We start from the raw sequence: 21,928 nt of genomic DNA on the forward strand, positions 1-21,928 counted from the left end.
CATGGCCAACGTCACCTACTTGCGCTCCATCGCCAATAACACGCCTTATACCCTGACCCTGATCGACGGTGAAAACCGCAGCAACAGCCTGGCAGTCGGCGCCCAGCACGTCTGGAATGGCTCGCTGGCCATCCCGTGGATCGGCAGATCCACTGAGAACCACAAGGCCTTGCGCCTGATCCTCGGCCCGTCTGCCGACACCAGCATCTGGATATTCCAGGATTACTGGCAACCTGCGCACATGGACGCAATCAAGTGCATTACCGCCTCCTCCATGGAATACACCAGCGAAGAAGTGATCGAAGTCACCGGCGATAATCGCGGTGGCGGCAACAAGAACCTGATCGTCAACCTGGTCAACCGACACTTCATGCTCTATTTGGCCTGACCAACCGCGCTCGCAGCGATTTCATCAAGCAAACGCAAATTGCTCTTATTCAATGATCCTGGGCCTGCTAAGCTGCACGCCGGTTTTTCGCTCACGCCCAGGATTCTAGATGTCCTTGTCGCTGTCCCGACTCCCTCCCCTGCTGCTGACCCTGGCCTTGGCCGCCTGTGACGACGCCCCGCGTTTTACCCACGCCGAGCCCGGCGAAGCGTTGTCGGGTGGCCAGGCGACCGTGCAGCGCAGCGACCGCAGTGCCTATTCCCTGCCCTCGGCCAACCTCTCGCCAGAGCAGCGCCTGGACTTCGCCGTGGGTAACAGCTTCTTTCGCAACCCCTGGGTGATCGCACCGTCAACCACCACCGCGCGTGATGGTCTGGGCCCGTTGTTCAATACCAACGCCTGTCAGAACTGCCACGTGCGCGACGGCCGTGGCCACCCGCCAGAGCCGGGCGACAGCAACGCCGTGGGTATGCTGGTGCGCCTGTCACTCCCCGACCAACCCTACCTGGCCAAAGTGATCGAGCGCCTTGGCGTGGTGCCAGAGCCCGTCTACGGCACCCAGTTGCAGGACATGGCCGTCCCCGGCGTGGCGCCCGAAGGCAAGGTGCGGGTGAGCTACGCACGCGAAACCGTGTCATTCAAGGACGGCCACCAGGTCGAGCTGCGCAAGCCGGCCCTGCAAATCACCCAGCTCGGCTATGGAGTGATGCACCCCGACACGCGCTTTTCTGCGCGGGTGGCACCACCGATGATCGGCCTGGGCCTGCTTGAAGCGATCCCCGAAGCCGACCTGCTGGCCAACGAAGACCCGGACGACCGTAACCGCGATGGTATCCGCGGGCGGGCCAACCGTGTGTGGGACGACGCCCAGGGCAAAACAGTGATCGGCCGCTTCGGCTGGAAAGCCGGGCAGCCCAACGTCAACCAGCAGAACGTGCACGCCTTTGCCGGCGACATGGGCCTGACCAGCACCCTGCTGCCCAACGACGATTGCACCCCGGCACAAACCGGCTGCCTGGCTGCGCCCAACGGCGACGGTGCCGATGGCGAGAAAGAAGTCAGCGACAACATCCTGCGCCTGGTCACGTTCTACACCCGCAACCTGGCTGTGCCGGCCCGCCGCGACGTCGGCTCGCCACAGGTACTGGCGGGCAAGAACCTGTTCTACCAGGCGGGTTGCCAAGGTTGCCACACACCGCAGTTCACCACCGCCGCCGACGCCACCGAACCCGCGTTGGCCAACCAGGTCATCCGCCCCTACAGCGACCTGCTGCTGCATGACATGGGCCCGGGGCTGGCCGACGAGCGCACCGAATTCGCCGCCAACGGCCAGGACTGGCGTACGCCGCCACTGTGGGGCATCGGCCTGAGCGAAACGGTCAGTGGCCATAGCCAGTTCCTGCATGACGGCCGCGCCCGCAACCTGCTTGAGGCCGTGCTGTGGCACGGTGGCGAAGCCGAGGCGGCACGCAATTTCGTACTCACTTTCGATGCCGAGCAGCGCGCTGCGTTGCTCGCGTTCCTGAACTCACTTTAAACGCGCAAAGGAGCCGGGCATGTTCCGACCCAAACTGTTGTTCACCAGCCTCGCCGCACTCGCCCTCGGTGCCTGCTCGCCACAAGACCCGCAAGCAGTGACCTCCGCCGCCATCGCCAACCAGGTGATCCTCCCTACCTACAGCCGCTGGGTCGAAGCCGACCGTACGCTGGCTGCCAGCGCCCTGGCCTACTGCGAAGGCAAGGAAAGCCTGGAAAAAGCCCGCGCCGACTTCCTCAACGCACAAAAAGCCTGGGCCGAGCTGCAACCGCTGCTGGTCGGTCCGTTGGCCGAAGGCAACCGCGCCTGGCAGGTACAATTCTGGCCCGACAAGAAAAACCTGGTCGGCCGTCAGGTCGAGCAACTGGTCAACGGCGACAAGCCAGTTGATGCTGAGGTTTTGGGCAAGTCCAGCGTAGTGGTGCGTGGCTTGTCGGCCTATGAGTACATCCTGTTCGACAGCAAGCCGGACATCGCCACTGCCGAACAGAAAGCCCGCTACTGCCCGCTGCTGGTGGCCATCGGCGCACACCAGAAAGCCCTGGCAGAGGAGATTCTCAAAGGCTGGAACAGCACCGATGGCATGCTTTCGCAGATGACCAAGTTCCCCAACCAGCGCTATGCCGACTCCCACGAGGCTATCGCCGATCTGCTGCGCGCCCAGGTTACCGCCCTGGACACCCTGAAGAAGAAGCTCGGCGCACCGATGGGCCGTCAGAGCAAGGGCATCCCGCAGCCGCTGCAGGCCGAGGCCTGGCGCAGCCACAACTCGATGAACAGCCTGCAGGCCAGCCTCAAGGCCGCCGAAGCCGTCTGGGTCGGGGTAGACAACCAAGGCCTGCGCGGCTTGTTGCCCAGCGATCAGAAAGCGCTGGCGGACAAGATCGACGCCGCCTACGCTACCTCGCTCAAGTTACTGGCCGACAACCAGAAAACGCTCGGTGAGCTGCTGGCCGACGACGCCGGCCAGCAAACCCTCAACCAGATCTACGACAGCTTGAACGTCGTCCACCGCCTGCACGAAGGCGATCTGGCCAAGGCGCTGAACATCCAGCTGGGCTTCAATGCCAACGACGGTGACTGATCATGCTGCGACGCCAGGCACTCAAACTCGGTAGCGTATTGCTCAGTGCCCTCACCTTGGGCGGCTGGAGCCTGTTCCGCAGCAAAGGCAGCGAACCCCTGCTGCTCTCGGCGCGTGACAACGGCGACGGCCAGCACTATGCCGTAGGTTTTCGCCTGGACGGTACACAGGTGTTCAGCACACAGGTCGCTCAGCGTTGCCATGCCATCATCCACCACCCCGAGCAACCAATCGCCCTGTTCGTCGCCCGCCGCCCAGGTACCGAAAGCTACCTGATCGACCTGCGTGACGGGCGCCTGCTGCAAACGGTAGCCTCGCAACCGAACCGGCACTTCTATGGCCACGCCGTCGTGCACAAAGGCGGCGAATGGCTGTATGCCACCGAGAACGACACCACCGACCCAGGCCGCGGCGTGCTTGGCGTGTACCGTTTCGAAGGCGAACGCCTGGTGCACACCGGTGAGATCCCGACCCACGGTATCGGCCCGCACGAGGTTGCCTGGCTGCCTGACGGCGAAACGCTGGTCGTGGCCAACGGCGGTATCCGTACCGAAGCCGAAAGCCGTGTCGAGATGAACCTCGACGCCATGCAACCGAGCCTGGTGCTGATGCAGCGCGACGGCACCCTGTTGAGCAAGGAAACCCTGGCCCAGCAGATGAACAGCGTGCGACACCTGGCAGTGGCCAGCGATGGCACCATCGCCGCCTGCCAGCAGTTCATGGGCGATGCCGATGAAACTGCCGAGCTGCTGGCGATCAAGCGCCCGGGCGAGCCCTTCAAGGCCTTCCCGGTGCCGGAGCGGCAACTGCAAGCCATGGCCCAATACACCGCGAGCGTTGCCATCCACAGCGAGCTGCGGCTGATGGCGCTGACTGCACCGCGGGCCAACCGCCTGTTCGTCTGGGACCTGGACAGCGGCGCGGTGCGGCTGGATGCCCCGATGCCCGACTGCGCAGGCGTTGGCGCGGTGAAGGACGGCTTTGTCGTCACCTCCGGGCAGGGCCGCTGCCGGTTCTACGATTGCCGCAAGGCCGAACTGGTCGGGCAACCGATGAACCTGCCGTCCGGCTTCTGGGACAACCACCTGCATCTCGTCTGATTTTTCTGTTGCACTCACTGGCCTTCTCGCAGCTAAAGCCGATCCCACAGGGTTCTACACGGTCCCTGTAGGAGCGGCTTTAGCCGCGAAAAGGCCGGCACAGGCATTTCACACCCCTCCTCCCGAAAAACAGTCAATACTTCCCCCATTCACACGTGGGCAGGATCGCCCGTTGTCGTGTAGAAGCGAATAACAACTGCATCCAAGGAACCGGACCTATGCTGCGCCGCCGCATGCTCATCATGTTGGCCGTGGTTCTGCTGATCGTGCTGGCCCTGGGGGGTTACAAAGCCTTCTCGATCTACCAGCAGATCCAGATGTTCACTGCCCCCAAGCCACCCATCACCGTGGCAGCTGCCATGGCCGAACAGCGCCCGTGGCAAGAGCGCCTGCCCGCTGTCGGCAGCCTCAAGGCGCTGCAGGGCGTGGATCTGAGCCTGGAGGTGGAAGGCATCGTCAAATCCCTGCACTTCGACTCAGGCCAGCAGGTCAAGGCCGGGCAACTGCTCTTGCAGCTCAACGACGATCAGGAAACAGCCCTGCTCGGTACCGCCCTGGCCGACCTGGGCCTGGCCAAGGTCGACTTCGGCCGTGGCAGCCAGCTGGTGGGCGATTCGGCCATCTCCCGCGGCGAGTTCGACCGCCTTTCCTCCCAGTACCGGCGCAACCAGGCAGTGGTCGAGCAGCTTAAGGCGCAGAAGATCAAGAAACGCATCAATGCACCTTTCAGCGGCACCATCGGCATCCGCCAGGTGGACATCGGCCAGTACCTGGCCGCCGGCACTGTGATCGCAACCCTGCAAGACACGTCCAGCCTGTACGTAGACTTCAACGTGCCGGAACAGGCGCTGCCACAACTAAGCCTGGGCCAGCAGGTGCTGGTGCAAGTGGCCGCCTACCCGGGTCAGCGCTTCCCCGGCAGCCTCAGCGCCATCAACCCCAAGGTCGAGGAAACCACGCGCAACCTGCTGATACGCGCCACCATGGCCAACCCCGACGGCAAACTGCTGCCAGGCATGTTCGCCAGCCTGTTGATCCTGCTGCCCAACCCGCAACCGCAAGTGGTGGTGCCGGAAAGCGCCATTACCTACACCCTGTATGGCAACTCGGTGTATGTCGCCTCACCGAAAAAGGACAAGGACGGCAAACCGGAATACGACGACAAGGGCCAACCCCAACTGATCGCCGAACAGCGCACGGTAAAAACTGGCGAGCGCCGAGACGGCGTGGTTGTGATCCGCGAAGGGCTGCAGGCCGGGGAACAGGTGGTCACCGCCGGGCAGCTGAAACTCACACCCGGTGCCGCGATACGCATTGGCCAGGACAACGCCCTCATGCCCGAACCGGGCGCAGCGGCCAAGGACTGACAGGAGGCTGACATGGCGTTCACCGACCCGTTCATCCGCCGCCCGGTGCTGGCCAGCGTGGTCAGCCTGCTGATTCTGCTGCTCGGCTTCCAGGCCTGGAACAAGCTGCAGATCCGCCAGTACCCGCAAATGGAAAACGCCCTGATTACGGTCACCACCGCCTACCCCGGGGCCAACGCCGAAACCATTCAGGGCTATATCACCCAGCCATTGCAGCAAAGCCTGGCCAGCGCCGAAGGCATTGACTACATGACCTCGGTGAGCCGGCAGAACTTCTCGATCATTTCCATTTACGCGCGCATTGGCGCCGACAGCGACCGGCTGTTCACCGAGCTGCTGGCCAAGGCCAATGAGGTGCGTAACAAGCTTCCCCAGGACTCCGAAGACCCGGTACTGAGCAAGGAAGCTGCCGACGCCTCGGCGCTGATGTACGTCAGCTTCTACAGCAAGGAAATGAGCAACCCGCAGATCACCGACTACCTGTCACGGGTTATCCAGCCCAAGCTGGCCACTTTGCCGGGCATGGCCGAGGCGGAGATCCTCGGCAACCAGGTGTTCGCGATGCGCCTTTGGCTGAACCCGGTGAAGCTGGCCGGTTTCGGCCTTTCGGCTACCGACGTGACCAATGCCGTACGCCGCTATAACTTCCTTTCCGCTGCTGGCGAGGTGAAAGGCGAATACGTGGTCACCAGCGTCAACGCCAGCACCGAGCTGAAGTCGGCCGAGGCGTTCGCCGCCCTGCCGCTCAAGACCAGCGGTGACAGCCGCGTGCTGCTGGGCGATGTGGCGCGGGTCGAGATGGGCGCAGAAAACTACGACACGGTCAGCTCGTTCGACGGCACCCCGTCGGTCTATATCGGCATCAAAGCCACCCCGGCCGCCAACCCACTGGATGTCATCAAGGAAGTGCGGCGCATCATGCCTGAGCTGGAAAGCCAGCTGCCCTCGGCACTGAAAGTGTCGATTGCCTACGACGCCACGCGGTTCATCCAGGCCTCGATCGACGAAGTGATCAAGACCCTGGGCGAAGCGGTGCTGATCGTCATCGTGGTGGTGTTCCTGTTCCTCGGTGCCCTGCGCTCGGTACTGATTCCGGTGGTGACCATACCGCTGTCGATGATCGGTGTACTGTTCTTCATGCAGATGATGGGCTACTCGCTCAACCTGCTGACCCTGCTCGCCATGGTGCTGGCCATCGGCCTGGTGGTGGACGATGCCATTGTGGTGGTGGAGAACATTCACCGGCACATGGAAGAAGGCAAGTCGCCGTTCGACGCAGCCCTGGAAGGCGCGCGCGAAATTGCCATGCCAGTGGTGTCCATGACCATCACCCTTGCCGCCGTGTATGCACCGATCGGCTTCCTCACCGGGCTCACCGGCGCGCTGTTCAAGGAGTTTGCCCTGACGCTGGCCGGGGCGGTGATCATTTCCGGTATCGTTGCCCTGACCCTGTCACCGATGATGTGCGCCCTGCTGCTGCGCCGGGAGCAGAACCCGAGCGGCCTGGCCCACCGCCTCGACCAGCTGTTCGAACGCCTGAAAGGGCGCTACCAGCGTGTGCTGCACGCCACCCTCGACAGCCGGCCGGTGGTGCTGGTGTTTGCCGTGATCATCCTGTGCCTGATCCCGGTGCTGCTCAAATTCACCCAGAACGAACTGGCGCCCAACGAGGACCAGGGGGTGATTTTCATGATGAGCAGCTCGCCTCAACCGGCCAACCTCGACTACCTCAACGCCTACACCGACCAGTTCACACCGCTGTTCAAGGCCTTCCCCGAGTATTACTCGTCGTTTCAGATCAACGGCTTCAACGGCGTGCAGACCGGTATCGGTGGTTTTTTGCTCAAGCCTTGGAACGAGCGCGAACGCACACAGATGGAGCTACTGCCGCTGGTGCAGGCCAAACTCGAGGAAATCAGCGGGCTGCAGATCTTCGGCTTCAACCTGCCGTCGTTGCCCGGCACTGGCGAGGGCTTGCCATTCCAGTTTGTAATCAATACCGCTGGCGACTACCCGGCACTGCTGGACGTGGCCCAGCGCATCAAGACGCGCGCTCAGGAATCGGGCAAGTTCGCCTTCCTCGATATCGATCTTGCCTTCGACAAGCCCGAAGTGGTGGTGGACATCGACCGGGCAAAGGCGGCGCAGATGGGGGTATCGATGGACACCCTCGGCGGCACCCTGGCGACCCTGCTGGGCGAGGCGGAAATCAACCGTTTCACCCTTGAAGGCCGCAGTTACAAGGTGATCGCCCAGGTTGAACGGTCTTACCGCGACAACCCCGGCTGGCTGAACAACTACTACGTGAAGAACGACCAGGGCCAGTTGCTGCCGCTGTCCACCCTGATCACCCTCACCGACCGCGCTCGCCCACGCCAGCTCAACCAATTCCAGCAACTGAACGCTGCGATCATCCAGGGCGTGCCCATGGTCAGCCTGGGCGAGGCGCTGAAGACCGTGCAGGACATCGCTCGCGAAGAGGCCCCGGAAGGCTTTGCCTTCGACTACGCCGGCGCGGCCCGCCAGTATGTACAGGAAGGCAGCGCATTGTGGGTCACCTTCGGCCTGGCGCTGGCGATCATTTTCCTCGTGCTGGCTGCACAGTTCGAAAGCTTCCGCGACCCGTTGGTGATTCTGGTGACAGTGCCGTTGTCCATCTGTGGCGCGCTTTTGCCGCTGTTCCTGGGTGTGTCGAGCATGAACATCTACACCCAGGTCGGGCTGGTGACATTGATCGGGCTTATCAGCAAGCACGGTATCCTGATCGTCGAGTTCGCCAATCAGCTACGCGATGAGCGTGGCCTGAGTGTGCGCGAAGCGATCGAGGAAGCTGCGGCCATTCGCCTGCGGCCGGTGCTGATGACCACTGCGGCTATGGTGTTCGGCATGGTGCCGCTGATTCTGGCAAGCGGGGCAGGAGCGGTCAGCCGGTTCGACATCGGTATGGTGATTGCCACCGGGATGTCGATTGGCACGCTGTTTACCTTGTTTGTGTTGCCGTGCATCTACACCCTGCTGGCGCACAAGGCGAGCGCCAAGGCACCTGCAATCGCTTGAACCGACCTTGGGGCGGGCTTGCCCGCGAAGAGGCCGGCAAGGCAGACGCAAAAAACCAAAGGCCCCGCAATCGCGAGGCCTCTGGCTTTTCCAGCTAACGCAGGGTTCATCCCTGTGACCGCAACCCTTGACGCAGGCCAAACAGGAACAGCAAAAGGTCCTGGTCCGGCTCGCTCCGGGCCTGCTGCTGCGGTTTTGCATCCCGCGGCAACGCGCACTGCTCTGCCATCTCAGCCTTGCTGAACACGGTTGGCCTCGGCTCTTCCCAGGCAGCCACCGCCACGGTGGTCACCGCCAGGCCAGCTACCAGGAACAAAGCTCGAGCAATTTCTAGTTTCATTACTCTAACCCTTTGACAGCGCTGCCAAACGCCATCTTGTAAAAGTAGAGCAGCGTCCGCCATTCCGCGTCATTGAGCGACGAATGGCGGCGCAGCTGACGCAAGTCATTGCCGGCCGCCCGCTGGCAGCTGATACGCCGCCTGCACTTTTCCAGGTCCAGCAGCGCCACTTCGACCCGGGCCTGCTCGCCCTCGCCGATTACCTTGATGAATACGTGCTTGCCATACAGGCAGCCGTGCTGCCAGTGCCCCAGGTGCATCCGCGCCAGGTTGTCCGCCAGGTCCTTGAGCATGCGCTCATGCACCACCTGCGGGTAACGCTCGCGGGCACCTTCGGCATGCCAGGTGTCGAGTTCGACAAAACCGTCCAGCGCTTCGCTGACCAGCAGCGCGCGCCACTGGTGCTCGGCATCGCGCTGCGCACCACAGAAGACGATGCGCGGTACACGCACGCCCAACTGCTCGAAACTGTTCAGCGCATCGAGTTCACGCAACACGGTCGGCCGACCAAAAGGGTGCAACAGGCTGCGGTAGATATGCCCAACCTGGCGTTTGGCATACAACAGCTTGCCATCGACATCGTTGAGGCGTTGCACGCCACTCTCGCCGCCGCGGCGCTGGTTAGGCTCCTCGACCCACTCGCCTTGCTGGCGCCAGTAAAAATCGAACTGCGCTTCCCCTTTATGGGCTACAGCCATCAAACACTACCCCTTACGCAATACATAGACCCGCCACATGGCATAGAACGGCAGGAAGTCGAGGCGTTCCTGGATTCTGAAGCCGGCGGCCCTGAATTCTTCTTCGACCGTTTCGGCAGGTAACACGAAACGGTTCTGGTAATTGTCCTGTTCGGCCTTGGCGCTACGGCGTTGCTCAAGCTTTTTCCGCCGCCAGGCCTTGAAGTTGCCATCCACCCACAGGGAAAGGATCACACTATCACGGCTAACCCGTTGAAATTCCGAAAGAATGGTCTTTCTGTGCGCCGACTCGCCAATGTGATGGAACAGGCGCATGCAGAAAATGCTGTCCACGGCGTTGTCTGGCAGGTCGATGGCAAATGCAGAAGTCTGCAAAGGCCGTACCCGTGCCACCACTTCTGGCGGTTGCGCCGCACAGGCTGTCTCGATCATGGCCTCGGAGTTGTCGGCACCGATGATTACCCGATTGGGCTTTTCCGCCAACAGCGGCCAGAAACGGCCCGCTCCGCATGGCAGGTCGAGTACCAGGCCAGGCTCGCCCGCCAATGCCAAGGCGCGGCGCGCCAACTGCTCATCTCGCTTGTGGGAAAGGCGTCGCGCCAGGCCGTCCTGGTGCTTGAGAAAGTACTCGCGCGCATGGTCTTTGTCGTACTTCTCGGAAAATTCAAGCTTGATGGGGCTACGCATTGGGCATCTCCTGACTCCATTGCGCCCACACTAGTCATGCAAGCGTTGGAATCAGGTCATGCCAATGTGAAAAAAACGTTGAGCACTATTTGACCTGATACAAGAAATTACTCGACCAAGGTGTCCGGGTCGCCTTTGGCCACGGTGTTGCTCAGGTCCACCTGGAAGCGGCAGCCATGCGGCAAGGTGGATGTCAGGGTGACACGCCAACCTTGGTCGTCGCAGATCCGCTGCACCAGCGAAAGCCCCAGCCCAAGCCCCTCGCCACGCCGTTCATCGCCACGCACGAACGGCCTGAACATGGCCTCGCGCTGCTCTTCGGGGATACCCACGCCGCTGTCCTCTACGCTGAAACCGTTGGCTTCCAGGCTCAGGCGGATATACCCACTGTCGGTGTAGTGCGCCGCATTGCGCAGCAGGTTGCCCATCACCGACTGCAGGAAGGTGGCGTTGTACAGCACAGGGCTAGCGCTCACGCGGCCATCGAAATACAGGGTGAGGCCTTTCTGTTCGATGGTGTCGCGCCACACCCCGATGAGCTCGTCGGCCACTTCGCGCAGGGTCGCCCGTGACGCCACTGCCCCCTCATCACGCTGCGCGCGGGCCAACATGAGGAAGGTCTTGACCAGCTCGCGCATTTCTTCGGTGGCCCGCGCCACGCGCTCCACCTGGCTACGCGCACGGGCATCGAGGCCGGGGTTTTCCATCAGAAGCTCACACGAGGTAGCCAACACCATCAACGGCGTGCGCAGCTCGTGGCTGACGTCGCTGGTGAACAGCCGCTCGCGGGTCAGCGCATCACGCAGGCGGCCCAGGGTGTCGTCGAAAGCCACTGCAAGCTGGCCGACTTCGTCTGCCGCATAATCCGGAGCCAGCGGCGGGGCCAGGCCCAATAGTTGATCGCGGTGGCGCACCTGACGCGCCAGGCGGATGACCGGTGCCATTACCCGACGTGCAACCAGCCAGCCAAGGATGACGGCCAACACCAGGCTGAGCACGAAGCCCACCACAACCACGGCAAACAGTACGCGCTCGCGCTCCTCGAAGTCGCTCTGGTCCTGCAGCAGTACATAACGGCGACCATCGACGATCTCGACCATGGCATGGTAGGACAGCTGGTCTCGGAACACCTCGTGGAAACCGCGGTCGAGGTGCCGCAGGTCCTTGGGCAGCTCGAAGTCGTCACGCCCGCCGCTGAAATAGAACAGCTGGTCTGGGCGAGGCCGATGACTCCAGTCACTGACGCTGTCCATACGCAACAGGCGCTGCAGATCACCGCCCAGTACCGAGGAAATCAGTCGCTCTTCGACCAGGTGCACTGTGCCGACGATACCGAATGCGAAGGCTCCGGCCACCAGCGCGCTCATCAGGGCAAAGGCGATGATGATGCGCTGGGCAAGGCTTTGCTTAAACTCCATCGCGGCCCTCGGCGAGGCGATAGCCGACGCCATGGACGGTATGCAGCAACGGTTTTTCAAACGGTTTGTCGATCACCTGGCGCAGCTGATGCACATGGCTGCGCAGGCTGTCGCTATCGGGGCAGTCGTCGCCCCACAAGGCTTCTTCCAGCACCTCGCGGCGCAGTACGTGCGGGCTTTTCTGCATCAGTACCGCCAGCAGCTTGAGGCCGACCGGGTTGAGCTTCAGCAGGCGCCCCTGGCGGGTCACCTCGAGGGTGTCGAGGTCGTAGCTCAGGTCAGCCACCTGCAGGGTGCGCCGCCCACCGCCCTGGGCACGGCGCAGCACCGCTTCGATGCGCGCAGCCAGCTCCGACAGGGCAAATGGCTTGAGCAGGTAATCGTCAGCACCCGAGCGGAAACCTTGCAGGCGGTCGTCCAGCTGGTCGCGGGCAGTGAGCATGATCACCGGCGTGTCACGGCGGGCATCTTCGCGCAGGCGCTTGCACAGGGTGTAGCCATCGATGCCTGGCAGCATGATGTCGAGTACGATCAGGTCGTAATGTTCGGTGGCAGCCAGATGCAGCCCGGACAGGCCATCCTGGGCACAGTCGACGGTGTAGCCTTTCATGCCCAGGTAATCGGCCAGGTTGGCCAGGATATCGCGGTTGTCTTCAACCAAAAGAATGCGCATCGGTTTCTCCTGTGCGGCGCTTCTCGCTGTGGTGCGCGGCAGGCGCAGCTTAAGGCCTATGCCTGCACGGTGCCAGCCCTGGGGAAAATTCACCGCACTTGACGGTTTTTTCACTGATCCTTCACGGACACAGGATAGCGGGCGGCCGACAATACCCGTTCTTTTTCGCGCCCTGGAGCTGTCATGCAGCAACGCACCCGCCCTCGCCCGATCAACTACTGGCTGTACCTGGGGATTCCCCTGGCGACTGCGGTGGCCTTGATCCTGCTGGAGCTGACTTCAGTCGACATGGATGTCGCCAACCTGTTCTTCGACCCCGCTGCCGGGCAGTTCATTGGCCGCCACAGTTACCTGTTGGAAAACATCCTGCATGACCGGGTCAAGCAAGTGGTGATCCTGTTGGGGGTGATATCGCTGCTGACCTTTGCCGCGAGCTTTTTCTGGAAGCGCCTGTTTGGCTGGCGCCGTGAACTGGGCTGCCTGGCGCTGGCACTGGGCTTGTCCACGGCGTTTGTCACGCCGTTGAAAAAAGTCACCCAGGTGCAGTGCCCTTGGAGCCTGACCCAGTTTGGCGGCACCGAAACCTACAGCAAGCTGCTGGAACCACGGCCACCTACCGACAAGCCTGGGCTGTGCTGGCCGGGCGGGCATGCAGCGACCGGGTTCTGCCTGTTCGCCTTGTTCTTCATGCTGCGTGATCGCAAGCCGCGCGTGGCGCGGGTGGCGTTTGTAGTGGCCTTGACAGCAGGGTCGATACTGTCGGTGGGCAGGATGATGCAGGGGGCGCACTTCCTGTCGCACAATGTGTGGACGGCAGTGTTCTGCTGGTTGATCGGATTTGGGTCGTATTACCTGGTTCTCTATCGGCGGGGGCAGGCCGAGGTGCCCGTCGCCGAGCGCAGCGCCGCATGAAAGAGGGGCCGCTTTGCGGCCCTTCGCACTTCAAATGCTACTCAGGCATGCTCGACGAACACATCAGCAAACACCTGCCCCCGCGGTACCCCTGCCATGAACATGCGCCGGGCAAACCGCTCGACACTCCCCGGTGCCCCACACAGCAGCGCCACCGTCTGGCGCGACAACAGCCGCATCCCGGCCAACGCTTCATCCACATGCTCTACCAGCACCAGCTCGACACTGACCCCTGGCAGCTTCAGCAGCTTCTCCGCCAGATAGTGCCCAGCCGGATCCCGCGCCACATGCACCACCCGGATTTCGCCCCGATGCCCCCGGCGCAACGCTTCGCGCAAGATACCCCAGAGTGGCGCCAGCCCGGTTCCCGCAGCCAGTAACCACAGCGGCCGCTCCTGCCAATCAGGGTCGTAATGAAGGGCTCCGCCTCTGAACTCCCCCAAACGCATCTCATCCCCGACCTGCAGACCACGCACCTTGTCGCAAAAGGCACCAGGCCGCTGGCAATCGATATGAAACTCGAGAAAATCATCCTCGCCCGGCAGGCTGGCCAAGGAATAAGGCCGAGCAACCGCCCCTAGCCACAGCACCACATGCTGCCCCGCCTGGTAACGCACCACCCGATCGGGGCGCAACCGCAGGCGCAATACATCGCCAAACCAGTCCAACGCACAGACCTGCGCCGGTACACCACCCAGCAAGGGGTCGTATAACGCCACGCGCAGGTCCTCGACCACCCGGCACTGGCAAGCCAGGCGCCAGCCCTGGGCGTGCTTCTCCAACGCCAATGCCTCGGGCAAAGCGTCTGCCGGTTGCCCGTCCAGGCAGTGCACCAGGCAGGCGTGGCAACTGCCGGCGCGGCAACTGTAAGGCACATTCAGCCCTGCCTCGTTGAGGGCATCGAGCAGGTTGCTGCCAATGGGCACCACCCAGCGGCGCTCGCCCACGCAAATTTCGGGCATGTTCGGTACATCTCCTGCTATCCAAGACTCACTGTAAGCCAAGCAGCGCACACCAGCAAAATAGATGCCTGCACGCTGCCGACCATGGTCCAGACCGGCCGCAGGTGTGCCCGGCACCGATGCGCGCTATACTGCCGCGCCTTTTTCCGTCGGCCTGACCTGCCGGCGCCTTGCAAGGCGCTTCGACGTGCTGGTCGGCTATGTCGAGCGTCTTTTTGAATGTTCCCGTCTTTAAGAGGAGCGCGCTGCATGACCGTGATCAAGCAAGACGACCTGATTCAGAGCGTCGCCGACGCCCTGCAATTCATCTCGTACTACCACCCCGTCGATTTCATCCAGGCCATGCACGAGGCCTATCTGCGTGAGGAATCGCCTGCTGCACGCGATTCCATCGCCCAGATCCTGATCAACTCGCGCATGTGCGCCACCGGCCATCGTCCAATCTGCCAGGACACCGGTATCGTCACCGTGTTCATCCGCGTGGGCATGGACGTGCGCTGGGATGGCGCCACCATGAGCGTCGACGACATGATCAACGAAGGTGTGCGTCGCGCCTACAACCTGCCTGAAAACGTCCTGCGCGCTTCGATCCTGGCCGACCCGGCCGGTGCCCGCAAGAACACCAAGGACAACACCCCGGCAGTGATCCACTATTCCATCGTCCCCGGCGACAAGGTGGAAGTCGATGTCGCAGCCAAAGGCGGCGGCTCGGAAAACAAGTCGAAGATGGCCATGCTCAACCCGTCCGACTCGATCGTCGACTGGGTACTGAAGACCGTGCCGACCATGGGTGCTGGCTGGTGCCCACCTGGCATGCTCGGCATCGGCATCGGCGGTACCGCCGAGAAGGCCGCGGTCATGGCCAAGGAAGTGTTGATGGAGTCCATCGACATCCACGAACTGAAGGCCCGTGGCCCACAGAACCGCCTGGAAGAAATCCGCCTGGAGCTGTTCGACAAGGTCAACCAGCTGGGCATCGGCGCCCAGGGCCTGGGTGGCCTGACCACCGTGCTCGACGTCAAGATCATGGACTACCCGACCCACGCCGCGTCCTTGCCGGTGTGCATGATCCCCAACTGCGCCGCCACCCGCCACGCCCACTTCGTGCTCGATGGCACCGGCCCGGCAGAACTGGAAGCGCCGTCGCTGGACGCCTACCCGGAAATCGTCTGGGAAGCCGGCCCGAGCGCCCGTCGCGTCAACCTCGACGACATCACCCCGGAAGAAGTGGCCAGCTGGAAGCCGGGTGAAACCATCCTGCTCAATGGCAAGATGCTGACCGGCCGCGATGCCGCGCACAAGCGCATGGTTGAAATGCTCAACCGTGGCGAAGAGTTGCCGGTAGACCTGAAAGGCCGCTTCATCTACTACGTCGGCCCGGTCGACCCGGTGGGTGACGAAGTGGTAGGCCCAGCCGGCCCGACCACTGCTACCCGTATGGACAAGTTCACTCGCCAGATCCTTGAGCAGACTGGTCTGCTGGGCATGATCGGCAAGTCCGAGCGTGGCCCGACCGCCATCGAGGCGATCAAGGACAACAAGGCCGTGTACCTGATGGCCGTTGGCGGCGCTGCCTACCTGGTCGCCCAGGCCATCCGCAAGTCGAAGGTACTGGCCTTCGCCGAACTGGGCATGGAAGCGATCTACGAGTTCGAAGTCAAGGACATGCCGGTGACCGTCGCCGTGGACAGCAACGGTGAGTCGGTACACATCACTGGCCCTGCCCTGTGGCAGAGCAAGATTGCCGAAAGCCTGGCCGTCGAAGTGAAGTAACCTGATGTAACTGCGGCGGCTGCTTCGCGGGCAAGCCCGCTCCCACACGTACAGCGCAAGCCAGAAGGCTACGCGTTACCTGTGGGGGCGGCCTTGCCCGCGAAGAGGCCGCACTGTCATCACAGGACTCTCTCGAACTGCTCCGGCCAGTCCCGCCAGGTAAATACCTGCCCTTCCCGCCTCACCCGCCGCACTTCCTGCAGATCTACCTCACACACCAGCCACTGGCTGCAGTCCGGGTTCAACTGCTTACTCAACGCCACCACCCCATCCCCCGGCATCCCGTGATCCGGCGGTACGAACAAGCCTGCCCGGCCGATATTCTCGTCCAATGCCGGCGACCAGGGCGCCACCCCCACCGTAGGGCTCTGCAACACGGCAATCTGGTTCTCCAGGGCGCGCGCCTGGGCGCCAATACGCACCCGGTGGTAACCGGCTTCGGTATCGGTACAACTTGGCGCCAGGATCAGGTCGGCACCACACTCGGCCAGGCGGCGGGCCAGCATCGGGAACTCGTTGTCGTAGCAGATCAGGATGCCCAAGCGCCCCAGTTCGGTTTCGAACACCTGCAGCCCCTGGCCTGCCGCGATGTCCCACTGCTCGCGCTCAAAGCGGGTCATCATCAGTTTGTCCTGATAACCCAGCACACCTTGGGGGCCGAACAGCCAGGCACGGTTGCGGTAGCGCCCATCGTTGTCCAGCACCGGCACACTGCCCGGTTGCAGGTAGATCCCCCAGCGGCGGGCAAGGCTCTCGCACAACGCTTTCCAAGGTTCGATCAGCGGCTGGATGCCGGCAATCGAAGCCTTCAGGTCTTCCCGCTGCCCGGCATTCAGCTGGCCGCTCAACACCAGCCCGGCGTACTCCGGCAGTAGCAGCAAGCGTGCACCCGCCTCCACCGCTTCGGCGCACAGGCCTTGCAGGTGGTCGGCGTAGGCGTCCCAGGTTTCGTGCAGCTCGATGGCATACTGGCAGGCTGCCAGGCGGATCATATCGGCAGTGCCTTGAGCCAGAACGACATCAGCTTGTCGGAGCTTTCCTGCTCGTCCAGGTCACGCCAGGCGTAGGTGGTACGCAGCGATGGGTCGTGCAGGAAGCCGCGGTTGCGCCAGAAGCCATGCAGGGGTTTGTACTCGGCTGGCCGTCGCGGGTGCGCACCAGGTCGCTCGACCGCGCAGAACGCGCAGTAATCGAACTCGGCCAGTTTGTGTGCGTAGGACTCGCGCTCGATGAAGAAGCGAACCCCCAGGCCCTGACCGCGGTATGCCGGCAACACCAGCGACTCACCGAAGTAGTACACACTGGCCGGGTCGCGCCCCTGGGCCAGGAATGGCTGCTGGAATTCGGGCGCGACATCCACCAGCGGCAGGCCGGTAGAGGCGCCGACCACCTTGCCGTCGTCCAGCGCCAGCACAACCAGGCTGCGCCCGGAGCGGGCATAGTTGGCCAGGTAGTCGGCCTCGTACTCTGGGGTGCCGTCGTAAAGGTAGGGGAACTCGCGGAACACAGTAAGGCGCAGGCGAGCGAGGTCATCGATGTAAGGCGCGATAGCGGCACCGTGCAACAGGCGTATTTCCATGTTTGGCGGTCGTTTTGTCGATGTGGATGACGCGCTCGGCTAAGCCGGGCTTGAGGGGAAACCCTATCATCCGAGTTAACGACCCGCCTTTTCCCTACACGACAGGAAATGTTCCATGACCGCAACCGAACTGGTAAATGCTTACTACGCCGCCTTCAACGCGGGTGACATGCCGGCGTTTCTGGCGCTGCTCAGCGAAGACGTGATCCACGACATCAACCAGGGCGAGCGTCAGATGGGCAAGGCCAGGTTCGCCGCGTTCATGGAAAAGATGAACCGCTGCTACCGCGAGCGCCTGGCCGACATCGTGGTGATGCAGAACGCCGATGGCAGCCGCGCGGCGGCGGAGTTCACCGTGCATGGCCAATACCTGGCCGATGACGAAGGGTTGCCGACAGCAAACGGCCAGACCTATGTGCTGCCGGCGGGGGCGTTCTTCTATATTCACTGTGGCAAGATTGCCCGGGTGACCAACTACTACAACCTCAATGACTGGGTGGAGCAGGTTGCCTGAAGCAACCCGCTGCCAACTCAACCAAGCCTGTCAGGCAATACGCGTGCCCAGCACTTTAAGGAACGCCGCCAGCCAGGCCGGGTGCGCGGGCCATGCCGGTGCGGTCACCAGGTTGCCATCCACATGCGCCTGGTCCACCGCGATGTCGATGAACGTGCCACCCGCCAGGCGCACTTCTGGCGCACATGCCGGGTACGCGCTGCACTCACGCCCCTCCAGCACCCCTGCCGCTGCCAGCAGCTGGGCCCCATGGCAGACCGCCGCAATCGGCTTGCCGGCCTGGTCGAACGCCCGGACCAGGTCCAACACCTTTTCATTCAGGCGCAGGTACTCCGGCGCCCGGCCACCCGGGATCAGCAGCGCGTCATAACTCTCGGGCCGCACCCGCACGAAATCATAATTCAGGGCAAAATTGTGCCCAGGCTTTTCGCTGTAGGTCTGTTCACCCTCAAAGTCATGAATCGCGGTACGCACGGTCTGCCCCGCCAGCTTTTCCGGGCACACCGCATGCACCGTGTGGCCCACCATGCTCAAAGCCTGGAACGGCACCATCGCTTCGTAATCTTCGACGTAGTCGCCCACCAGCATGAGAATTTTCTTCGCCGTCATCTCGCCCACTCCTTCGGTTAGCTTTGAATAATCACTGCACGATAGCCGCTGTCAGTCACGGCGGTCGAGGAAGTTGACCACCAACCGATCGAGCCAGCCCCAGATCCGTTGCTTCACCCTGCGCCACAAAGGGCGAGCATGCCAGTGGGCGAGGTCGACTTCTTCGCTCTGGGCGAAGTCGCGCTCGAAGCTGGCCACCACCGCCGCTGTCAACGGCGGGTCCAGCGCTTCGATGTTGGCTTCAAGGTTGAAGCGCAGGTTCCAGTGGTCGAAGTTGCACGAACCGACGCTGACCCAGTCGTCTACCACAGCCATTTTCAGGTGCAGGAAACACGGCTGGTACTCGAAAATCCGCACGCCCGCACGCAACAGGCGCGGGTAGTAACGATGCCCGGCGTAGCGTACCGAGGGGTGATCGGTGCGCGGACCGGTCAACAACAGACGCACGTCCAGGCCCTTGCTGGCAGCCCGGCGCAACGAACGGCGCACGCTCCAGGTCGGCAAGAAGTACGGCGTGGCCAGCCACACCCGTTTCTTGCCGCTGTTCAGCGCCCGTACCAGCGCGTGAAGGATGTCCTGGTGCTGGCGGGCGTCGGCATAAGCAACCCGGCCCATGCCCTGCCCCTGCGCAGGCACCTTGGGCAGACGCGGCAGGCCAAAGCCTTCAGCAGGGCGCCAGGCGGTGCGGCGGTTGTTGGCTTGCCACTGACGGTCGAACAGCAACTGCCAGTCGCTCACCACCGGCCCCTGCATCTGCACCATCACTTCGTGCCATTCGCTGGTCGCCTCACCCGGCGTCCAGAACTCGTCGGTAACGCCCGTCCCCCCCACCACGGCCCAACGTTCGTCAACCAGCAGCAATTTGCGATGATCACGGTAGAGGTTACGCAGGCCACGCTTCCAGCGCAGGCGGTTATACCAGCGCAAGTACACGCCAGCGTCCAGCAGGCGCTGACGCAACGCGCTGTTGAAAGCCAATGAACCGTAGTCATCGAACAGGCACCGCACCCGCACGCCACGCCGGGCAGCCTGCTCCAGCGCGTCGACCACCGCCTCGGCACAGGCACCGGCCTCGACCAGGTACAGCTCCAGGTCAACCTGGAACTCGGCACGCATGATCGCCAGGAGCATGCGCGGAAAGAACGCAGGGCCGTCGATAAGCAGTTCGAACTGATTGCCATCCCGCCAGGGGAAGACCGGCCCCGCCATGTCAGCGCGCAGTGAAGATCAGCACCGCGCTAACCGGTACCGACGGGTTGATGGACTTCAACCTGGCGAACTTGCGCAGGCTTTCCAGCCCCGGCAGCAAGCCAAAATCTTCGGCGCGCAGCACCAGAGGCTCAAGGGTCACCACCTGGAAACGCCGCGCATCCAGGCGGGTGGCCAGCAACAGGACATTGTAGCTGTGCGACTGGCCATGCAAGGTGACCGTCAGCGGCAGGCGCAATTCGATCTGAGCACCGTCGGCCAGGTCATTGATCGGCTGCAGGTCGATCTGCGCCTTCACTGTGGCCTCGGCGAAGCGCTCGACCTCGAACAGGTTGTCGCGCATTTGCTCGTCACGCAGCGGAATACCGCTGCTCACCGAGTCCATCTCGATCCTCAACCCGGCCATACCCTTGCGATCGACCGTGCCATGCAACACCAGAAAGCGATGCACTTCGGCGGTGTCGCCGTTCTTGCCGGTGATGAACGACAGCCGTGAAGATTCGCCATCCAGGTGCCAATTGGCATGAGCGGGCAGGCACAGAGCCAGCAATAAGGCAGGCAGCAGACGGGGCAACTTGAACATGACAGATCTCGTGAAACCAGGCCGCCAACCTTACCCGCCTGCATTCATGGCAGCAAGCGGCAGCCCTCACGCGCGCCTTGCCAGGCCGCCTGGCTGCGTCGCCCCAGGCCTTCAGCGGTGACTCGCCGCTGCTGGCTGTTTTCCTCCAGCAGGCTCAGTGGCAGCCACTGCTTCACGTACCCTTGGCAGTACACCTTGTCGAAGCCCATGACAAAGCGGCAGGAACAGTACTCCTTGGCCGAGTAGGCCGAGAGTATGCCGGGGAAGTCCGCCAGCGCCTGGCGTTCCTGCCATGCCCAGAACAGGAGCCCTACCAGCGCCAGCAGCAATAGCCGCTTCATGCCCCCTCCCCGGCCAGTACCGCCAGCACCCGCTTGAGCAGTTCGTCGTGTCGATAGCTGCTGTCGCGGTCATCGGCGTAGCGCACGATCACCAGCTTTTGCTCAGGCAGCACATATAACGCCTGCCCCCAGTGGCCAAGGGCGGCGAAGGTGTCTGCGGGTGCACTGGGCCAAGGCCGTTCGGCGCCAGCCAGCGGCTGGTTGAGCCACCAGTGGCCACCCGGGATGGCCTCGCCGGGCAGCGCTTGGGCCTGGGCAAACGGGGTGCGGTTGAAGGCCACCCAGGCTTTGGGCAGCAATTGTCGGCCCTGCCAGCGCCCGTCGCGCAACATCAGCAGGCCAATACGGGCCAAATCACGGGCACTAAGGTAGAGATAGGAAGAGCCTACATAAGTGCCTGCCCGGTCACGCTCCCACACCGCACTGCCGATACCCAACGGGGTGAACAGTGCGTGCCAGGGGTAGTCGGGGTACTGCCCGGGATCGAGCATGCCACGCAGCGCGGCGGCCAGCAGGTTGCTGTCGCCGCTGGAGTAGAGGAATCGCTGACCGGGGCTGGCGGCGGCACCCCGGGCCGCTGCGTAGGCGGCCATGTCTGCGCGGCCACGGGTATACAGCATGGCCACCACCGAGGACTTCAGCGGCGCGTATTCGTAGTCTTCCTGCCACTCAAGGCCACTGGCCCAGTGCAGCAGGTCGGCCACGCGCACGCCTGGGTGGGCGCGCATGGGGGGATAGAAGCGGCTGACCGGGTCTTGCAGCTGGAAGCGGCCTTCGCCCTGGGCTACGCCCATTACCGTGGCCAGTACGCTCTTGCTTACCGACCAGGTCAGGTGCGCGGTGGCGGCGCGGGTGGGCGCGGTGTAGCGCTCGTGGAGGATACGCCCATCGCGGATGATCAGCAGAGCGTCCGTGCGGATGCCGTTGCGCTCCGAGGAGGATCGTGCAGGAAAGGCGTAGGCATCGACGGCCTGCCAGTCGAGGGTGGCAGGGTCGTTCTGCCACTGCGGGTCAGGCCAGTCTTCAGCTTTGGCGCTACCTGCAACCAGCGCAAGGATGACCAACAGTACCTTCATCGAGCTCGCCTTGATGGGGGC

At 63.0% G+C, this 21,928-nt stretch carries 22 protein-coding genes; 9 read left to right on the forward strand and 13 right to left on the reverse strand.

Translation table 11 applies throughout. The features are described from left to right. Position 1: 1 nt before the first annotated feature. From ACF8FG_RS11475 to ACF8FG_RS11500, 6 genes are all read left to right on the forward strand, one after another. Positions 2–388, forward strand: coding sequence for a hypothetical protein (locus ACF8FG_RS11475; RefSeq protein WP_014589797.1), 387 nt, complete (start codon positions 2–4; stop codon positions 386–388). A gap of 109 nt (positions 389–497) precedes the next feature. Next, complete coding sequence (locus ACF8FG_RS11480; protein ID WP_135198691.1) at positions 498–1,925, forward strand: di-heme oxidoredictase family protein; 1,428 nt, start codon at positions 498–500, stop codon at positions 1,923–1,925. Positions 1,926–1,944: 19 nt separating this feature from the next. Further along, the gene (locus ACF8FG_RS11485; RefSeq protein ID WP_070383492.1) at positions 1,945–3,009 is read left to right on the forward strand and encodes an imelysin family protein; all 1,065 of its coding nucleotides are present in this window, start codon (positions 1,945–1,947) and stop codon (positions 3,007–3,009) included. A 2-nt stretch (positions 3,010–3,011) separates the two neighbouring features. Further along, positions 3,012–4,109 carry a DUF1513 domain-containing protein gene (locus ACF8FG_RS11490; RefSeq protein ID WP_318078890.1) on the forward strand — a complete coding sequence of 366 codons (1,098 nt, stop codon included), beginning with the start codon at positions 3,012–3,014 and terminating at the stop codon, positions 4,107–4,109. 218 nt (positions 4,110–4,327) lie between these two features. Next, positions 4,328–5,476, forward strand: coding sequence for an efflux RND transporter periplasmic adaptor subunit (locus ACF8FG_RS11495; protein WP_014589794.1), 1,149 nt, complete (start codon positions 4,328–4,330; stop codon positions 5,474–5,476). A gap of 12 nt (positions 5,477–5,488) precedes the next feature. Beyond that, a complete protein-coding gene (locus tag ACF8FG_RS11500; protein ID WP_070383491.1) occupies positions 5,489–8,533 on the forward strand; it encodes a multidrug efflux RND transporter permease subunit in 3,045 nt (1,014 codons plus the stop codon). A 106-nt stretch (positions 8,534–8,639) separates the two neighbouring features. Here the strand turns inward: ACF8FG_RS11500 and ACF8FG_RS11505 are convergent, their stop codons facing one another. From ACF8FG_RS11505 to colR, 5 genes are all read right to left on the reverse strand, one after another. Then, positions 8,640–8,873 carry a hypothetical protein gene (locus tag ACF8FG_RS11505; RefSeq protein WP_014589792.1) on the reverse strand — a complete coding sequence of 78 codons (234 nt, stop codon included), beginning with the start codon at positions 8,871–8,873 and terminating at the stop codon, positions 8,640–8,642. Next, positions 8,873–9,571: a lipopolysaccharide kinase InaA family protein gene (locus ACF8FG_RS11510; protein WP_014589791.1), complete on the reverse strand. Its 699-nt coding sequence runs from the start codon at positions 9,569–9,571 to the stop codon at positions 8,873–8,875. Before ACF8FG_RS11510 ends, ACF8FG_RS11505 begins: the two co-directional genes overlap by 1 nt. A 6-nt stretch (positions 9,572–9,577) precedes the next feature. Continuing rightward, positions 9,578–10,258 (reverse strand): class I SAM-dependent methyltransferase, encoded by a 681-nt coding sequence (locus tag ACF8FG_RS11515; RefSeq protein ID WP_010952107.1) that lies wholly within the window; start codon positions 10,256–10,258, stop codon positions 9,578–9,580. 107 nt (positions 10,259–10,365) lie between these two features. Beyond that, positions 10,366–11,676 (reverse strand): HAMP domain-containing sensor histidine kinase, encoded by a 1,311-nt coding sequence (locus ACF8FG_RS11520; RefSeq protein ID WP_014589790.1) that lies wholly within the window; start codon positions 11,674–11,676, stop codon positions 10,366–10,368. Then, positions 11,666–12,349 carry a two-component system response regulator ColR gene (gene colR / locus ACF8FG_RS11525; protein ID WP_003255215.1) on the reverse strand — a complete coding sequence of 228 codons (684 nt, stop codon included), beginning with the start codon at positions 12,347–12,349 and terminating at the stop codon, positions 11,666–11,668. Before colR ends, ACF8FG_RS11520 begins: the two co-directional genes overlap by 11 nt. A 183-nt stretch (positions 12,350–12,532) precedes the next feature. On the opposite strand from colR, the gene ACF8FG_RS11530 reads away from it, so the two are divergent. Continuing rightward, a complete protein-coding gene (locus ACF8FG_RS11530) occupies positions 12,533–13,261 on the forward strand; it encodes a phosphatase PAP2 family protein (protein ID WP_014589789.1) in 729 nt (242 codons plus the stop codon). A gap of 41 nt (positions 13,262–13,302) precedes the next feature. On the opposite strand, the gene ACF8FG_RS11535 is transcribed toward ACF8FG_RS11530, so the two are convergent. After that, the gene (locus tag ACF8FG_RS11535) at positions 13,303–14,223 is read right to left on the reverse strand and encodes an iron-sulfur-binding ferredoxin reductase (RefSeq protein WP_014589788.1); all 921 of its coding nucleotides are present in this window, start codon (positions 14,221–14,223) and stop codon (positions 13,303–13,305) included. A gap of 249 nt (positions 14,224–14,472) precedes the next feature. Here ACF8FG_RS11535 and ACF8FG_RS11540 point away from each other — a divergent pair, with 249 nt between their 5' ends. Next, positions 14,473–15,996 carry a fumarate hydratase gene (locus tag ACF8FG_RS11540; protein ID WP_003255232.1) on the forward strand — a complete coding sequence of 508 codons (1,524 nt, stop codon included), beginning with the start codon at positions 14,473–14,475 and terminating at the stop codon, positions 15,994–15,996. Between the two features lie 119 nt (positions 15,997–16,115). Here the strand turns inward: ACF8FG_RS11540 and ACF8FG_RS11545 are convergent, their stop codons facing one another. After that, positions 16,116–16,988 (reverse strand): carbon-nitrogen hydrolase family protein, encoded by an 873-nt coding sequence (locus ACF8FG_RS11545; protein ID WP_014589786.1) that lies wholly within the window; start codon positions 16,986–16,988, stop codon positions 16,116–16,118. Then, positions 16,985–17,575, reverse strand: a complete 591-nt coding sequence (locus ACF8FG_RS11550) for a GNAT family N-acetyltransferase (RefSeq protein WP_003255235.1) — start codon at positions 17,573–17,575, stop codon at positions 16,985–16,987. The genes ACF8FG_RS11545 and ACF8FG_RS11550 overlap by 4 nt, the downstream gene beginning before the upstream one ends. A 115-nt stretch (positions 17,576–17,690) precedes the next feature. On the opposite strand from ACF8FG_RS11550, the gene ACF8FG_RS11555 reads away from it, so the two are divergent. Continuing rightward, complete coding sequence (locus ACF8FG_RS11555) at positions 17,691–18,089, forward strand: nuclear transport factor 2 family protein (protein WP_010952100.1); 399 nt, start codon at positions 17,691–17,693, stop codon at positions 18,087–18,089. Positions 18,090–18,119: 30 nt separating this feature from the next. On the opposite strand, the gene ACF8FG_RS11560 is transcribed toward ACF8FG_RS11555, so the two are convergent. From ACF8FG_RS11560 to ACF8FG_RS11580, 5 genes are read right to left on the reverse strand one after another with little or no spacing between them, the layout of a single operon-like run. Then, on the reverse strand, positions 18,120–18,698 hold the full coding sequence (locus ACF8FG_RS11560; protein ID WP_014589785.1) for a DJ-1/PfpI family protein: 579 nt from the start codon (positions 18,696–18,698) through the stop codon (positions 18,120–18,122). 51 nt (positions 18,699–18,749) lie between these two features. Beyond that, positions 18,750–19,907, reverse strand: coding sequence for a phosphatidylserine/phosphatidylglycerophosphate/cardiolipin synthase family protein (locus tag ACF8FG_RS11565; protein ID WP_014589784.1), 1,158 nt, complete (start codon positions 19,905–19,907; stop codon positions 18,750–18,752). 1 nt (position 19,908) lies between these two features. After that, entirely contained in the window at positions 19,909–20,490 is a 582-nt protein-coding gene (locus ACF8FG_RS11570) for a YceI family protein (protein ID WP_003255241.1), read from the reverse strand. 44 nt (positions 20,491–20,534) lie between these two features. Further along, on the reverse strand, positions 20,535–20,831 hold the full coding sequence (locus ACF8FG_RS11575) for an amidase (protein ID WP_318078892.1): 297 nt from the start codon (positions 20,829–20,831) through the stop codon (positions 20,535–20,537). Beyond that, positions 20,828–21,907 carry a serine hydrolase gene (locus ACF8FG_RS11580; protein WP_318078893.1) on the reverse strand — a complete coding sequence of 360 codons (1,080 nt, stop codon included), beginning with the start codon at positions 21,905–21,907 and terminating at the stop codon, positions 20,828–20,830. Before ACF8FG_RS11580 ends, ACF8FG_RS11575 begins: the two co-directional genes overlap by 4 nt. Positions 21,908–21,928 lie beyond the last annotated feature (21 nt).

The sequence above is a fragment of the Pseudomonas sp. YQ_6 genome, assembly GCF_043103245.1.
Classification (GTDB): Bacteria; Pseudomonadota; Gammaproteobacteria; order Pseudomonadales; family Pseudomonadaceae; genus Aquipseudomonas; species Aquipseudomonas alloputida.

Excerpts from the sequence above, each read along its gene's own strand:
- ACF8FG_RS11475 (WP_014589797.1), top strand. The coding sequence starts at position 2 with ATGGCCAACGTCACCTACTTGCGCTCCATCGCCAATAACACGCCTTAT.
- ACF8FG_RS11480 (WP_135198691.1), top strand. The coding sequence starts at position 498 with ATGTCCTTGTCGCTGTCCCGACTCCCTCCCCTGCTGCTGACCCTGGCC.
- ACF8FG_RS11485 (WP_070383492.1), top strand. The coding sequence starts at position 1,945 with ATGTTCCGACCCAAACTGTTGTTCACCAGCCTCGCCGCACTCGCCCTC.
- ACF8FG_RS11490 (WP_318078890.1), top strand. The coding sequence starts at position 3,012 with ATGCTGCGACGCCAGGCACTCAAACTCGGTAGCGTATTGCTCAGTGCC.
- ACF8FG_RS11495 (WP_014589794.1), top strand. The coding sequence starts at position 4,328 with ATGCTGCGCCGCCGCATGCTCATCATGTTGGCCGTGGTTCTGCTGATC.
- ACF8FG_RS11500 (WP_070383491.1), top strand. The coding sequence starts at position 5,489 with ATGGCGTTCACCGACCCGTTCATCCGCCGCCCGGTGCTGGCCAGCGTG.
- ACF8FG_RS11505 (WP_014589792.1), bottom strand. The coding sequence starts at position 8,873 with ATGAAACTAGAAATTGCTCGAGCTTTGTTCCTGGTAGCTGGCCTGGCG.
- ACF8FG_RS11510 (WP_014589791.1), bottom strand. The coding sequence starts at position 9,571 with ATGGCTGTAGCCCATAAAGGGGAAGCGCAGTTCGATTTTTACTGGCGC.
- ACF8FG_RS11515 (WP_010952107.1), bottom strand. The coding sequence starts at position 10,258 with ATGCGTAGCCCCATCAAGCTTGAATTTTCCGAGAAGTACGACAAAGAC.
- ACF8FG_RS11520 (WP_014589790.1), bottom strand. The coding sequence starts at position 11,676 with ATGGAGTTTAAGCAAAGCCTTGCCCAGCGCATCATCATCGCCTTTGCC.
- colR (WP_003255215.1), bottom strand. The coding sequence starts at position 12,349 with ATGCGCATTCTTTTGGTTGAAGACAACCGCGATATCCTGGCCAACCTG.
- ACF8FG_RS11530 (WP_014589789.1), top strand. The coding sequence starts at position 12,533 with ATGCAGCAACGCACCCGCCCTCGCCCGATCAACTACTGGCTGTACCTG.
- ACF8FG_RS11535 (WP_014589788.1), bottom strand. The coding sequence starts at position 14,223 with ATGCCCGAAATTTGCGTGGGCGAGCGCCGCTGGGTGGTGCCCATTGGC.
- ACF8FG_RS11540 (WP_003255232.1), top strand. The coding sequence starts at position 14,473 with ATGACCGTGATCAAGCAAGACGACCTGATTCAGAGCGTCGCCGACGCC.
- ACF8FG_RS11545 (WP_014589786.1), bottom strand. The coding sequence starts at position 16,988 with ATGATCCGCCTGGCAGCCTGCCAGTATGCCATCGAGCTGCACGAAACC.
- ACF8FG_RS11550 (WP_003255235.1), bottom strand. The coding sequence starts at position 17,575 with ATGGAAATACGCCTGTTGCACGGTGCCGCTATCGCGCCTTACATCGAT.
- ACF8FG_RS11555 (WP_010952100.1), top strand. The coding sequence starts at position 17,691 with ATGACCGCAACCGAACTGGTAAATGCTTACTACGCCGCCTTCAACGCG.
- ACF8FG_RS11560 (WP_014589785.1), bottom strand. The coding sequence starts at position 18,698 with ATGACGGCGAAGAAAATTCTCATGCTGGTGGGCGACTACGTCGAAGAT.
- ACF8FG_RS11565 (WP_014589784.1), bottom strand. The coding sequence starts at position 19,907 with ATGGCGGGGCCGGTCTTCCCCTGGCGGGATGGCAATCAGTTCGAACTG.
- ACF8FG_RS11570 (WP_003255241.1), bottom strand. The coding sequence starts at position 20,490 with ATGTTCAAGTTGCCCCGTCTGCTGCCTGCCTTATTGCTGGCTCTGTGC.
- ACF8FG_RS11575 (WP_318078892.1), bottom strand. The coding sequence starts at position 20,831 with ATGAAGCGGCTATTGCTGCTGGCGCTGGTAGGGCTCCTGTTCTGGGCA.
- ACF8FG_RS11580 (WP_318078893.1), bottom strand. The coding sequence starts at position 21,907 with ATGAAGGTACTGTTGGTCATCCTTGCGCTGGTTGCAGGTAGCGCCAAA.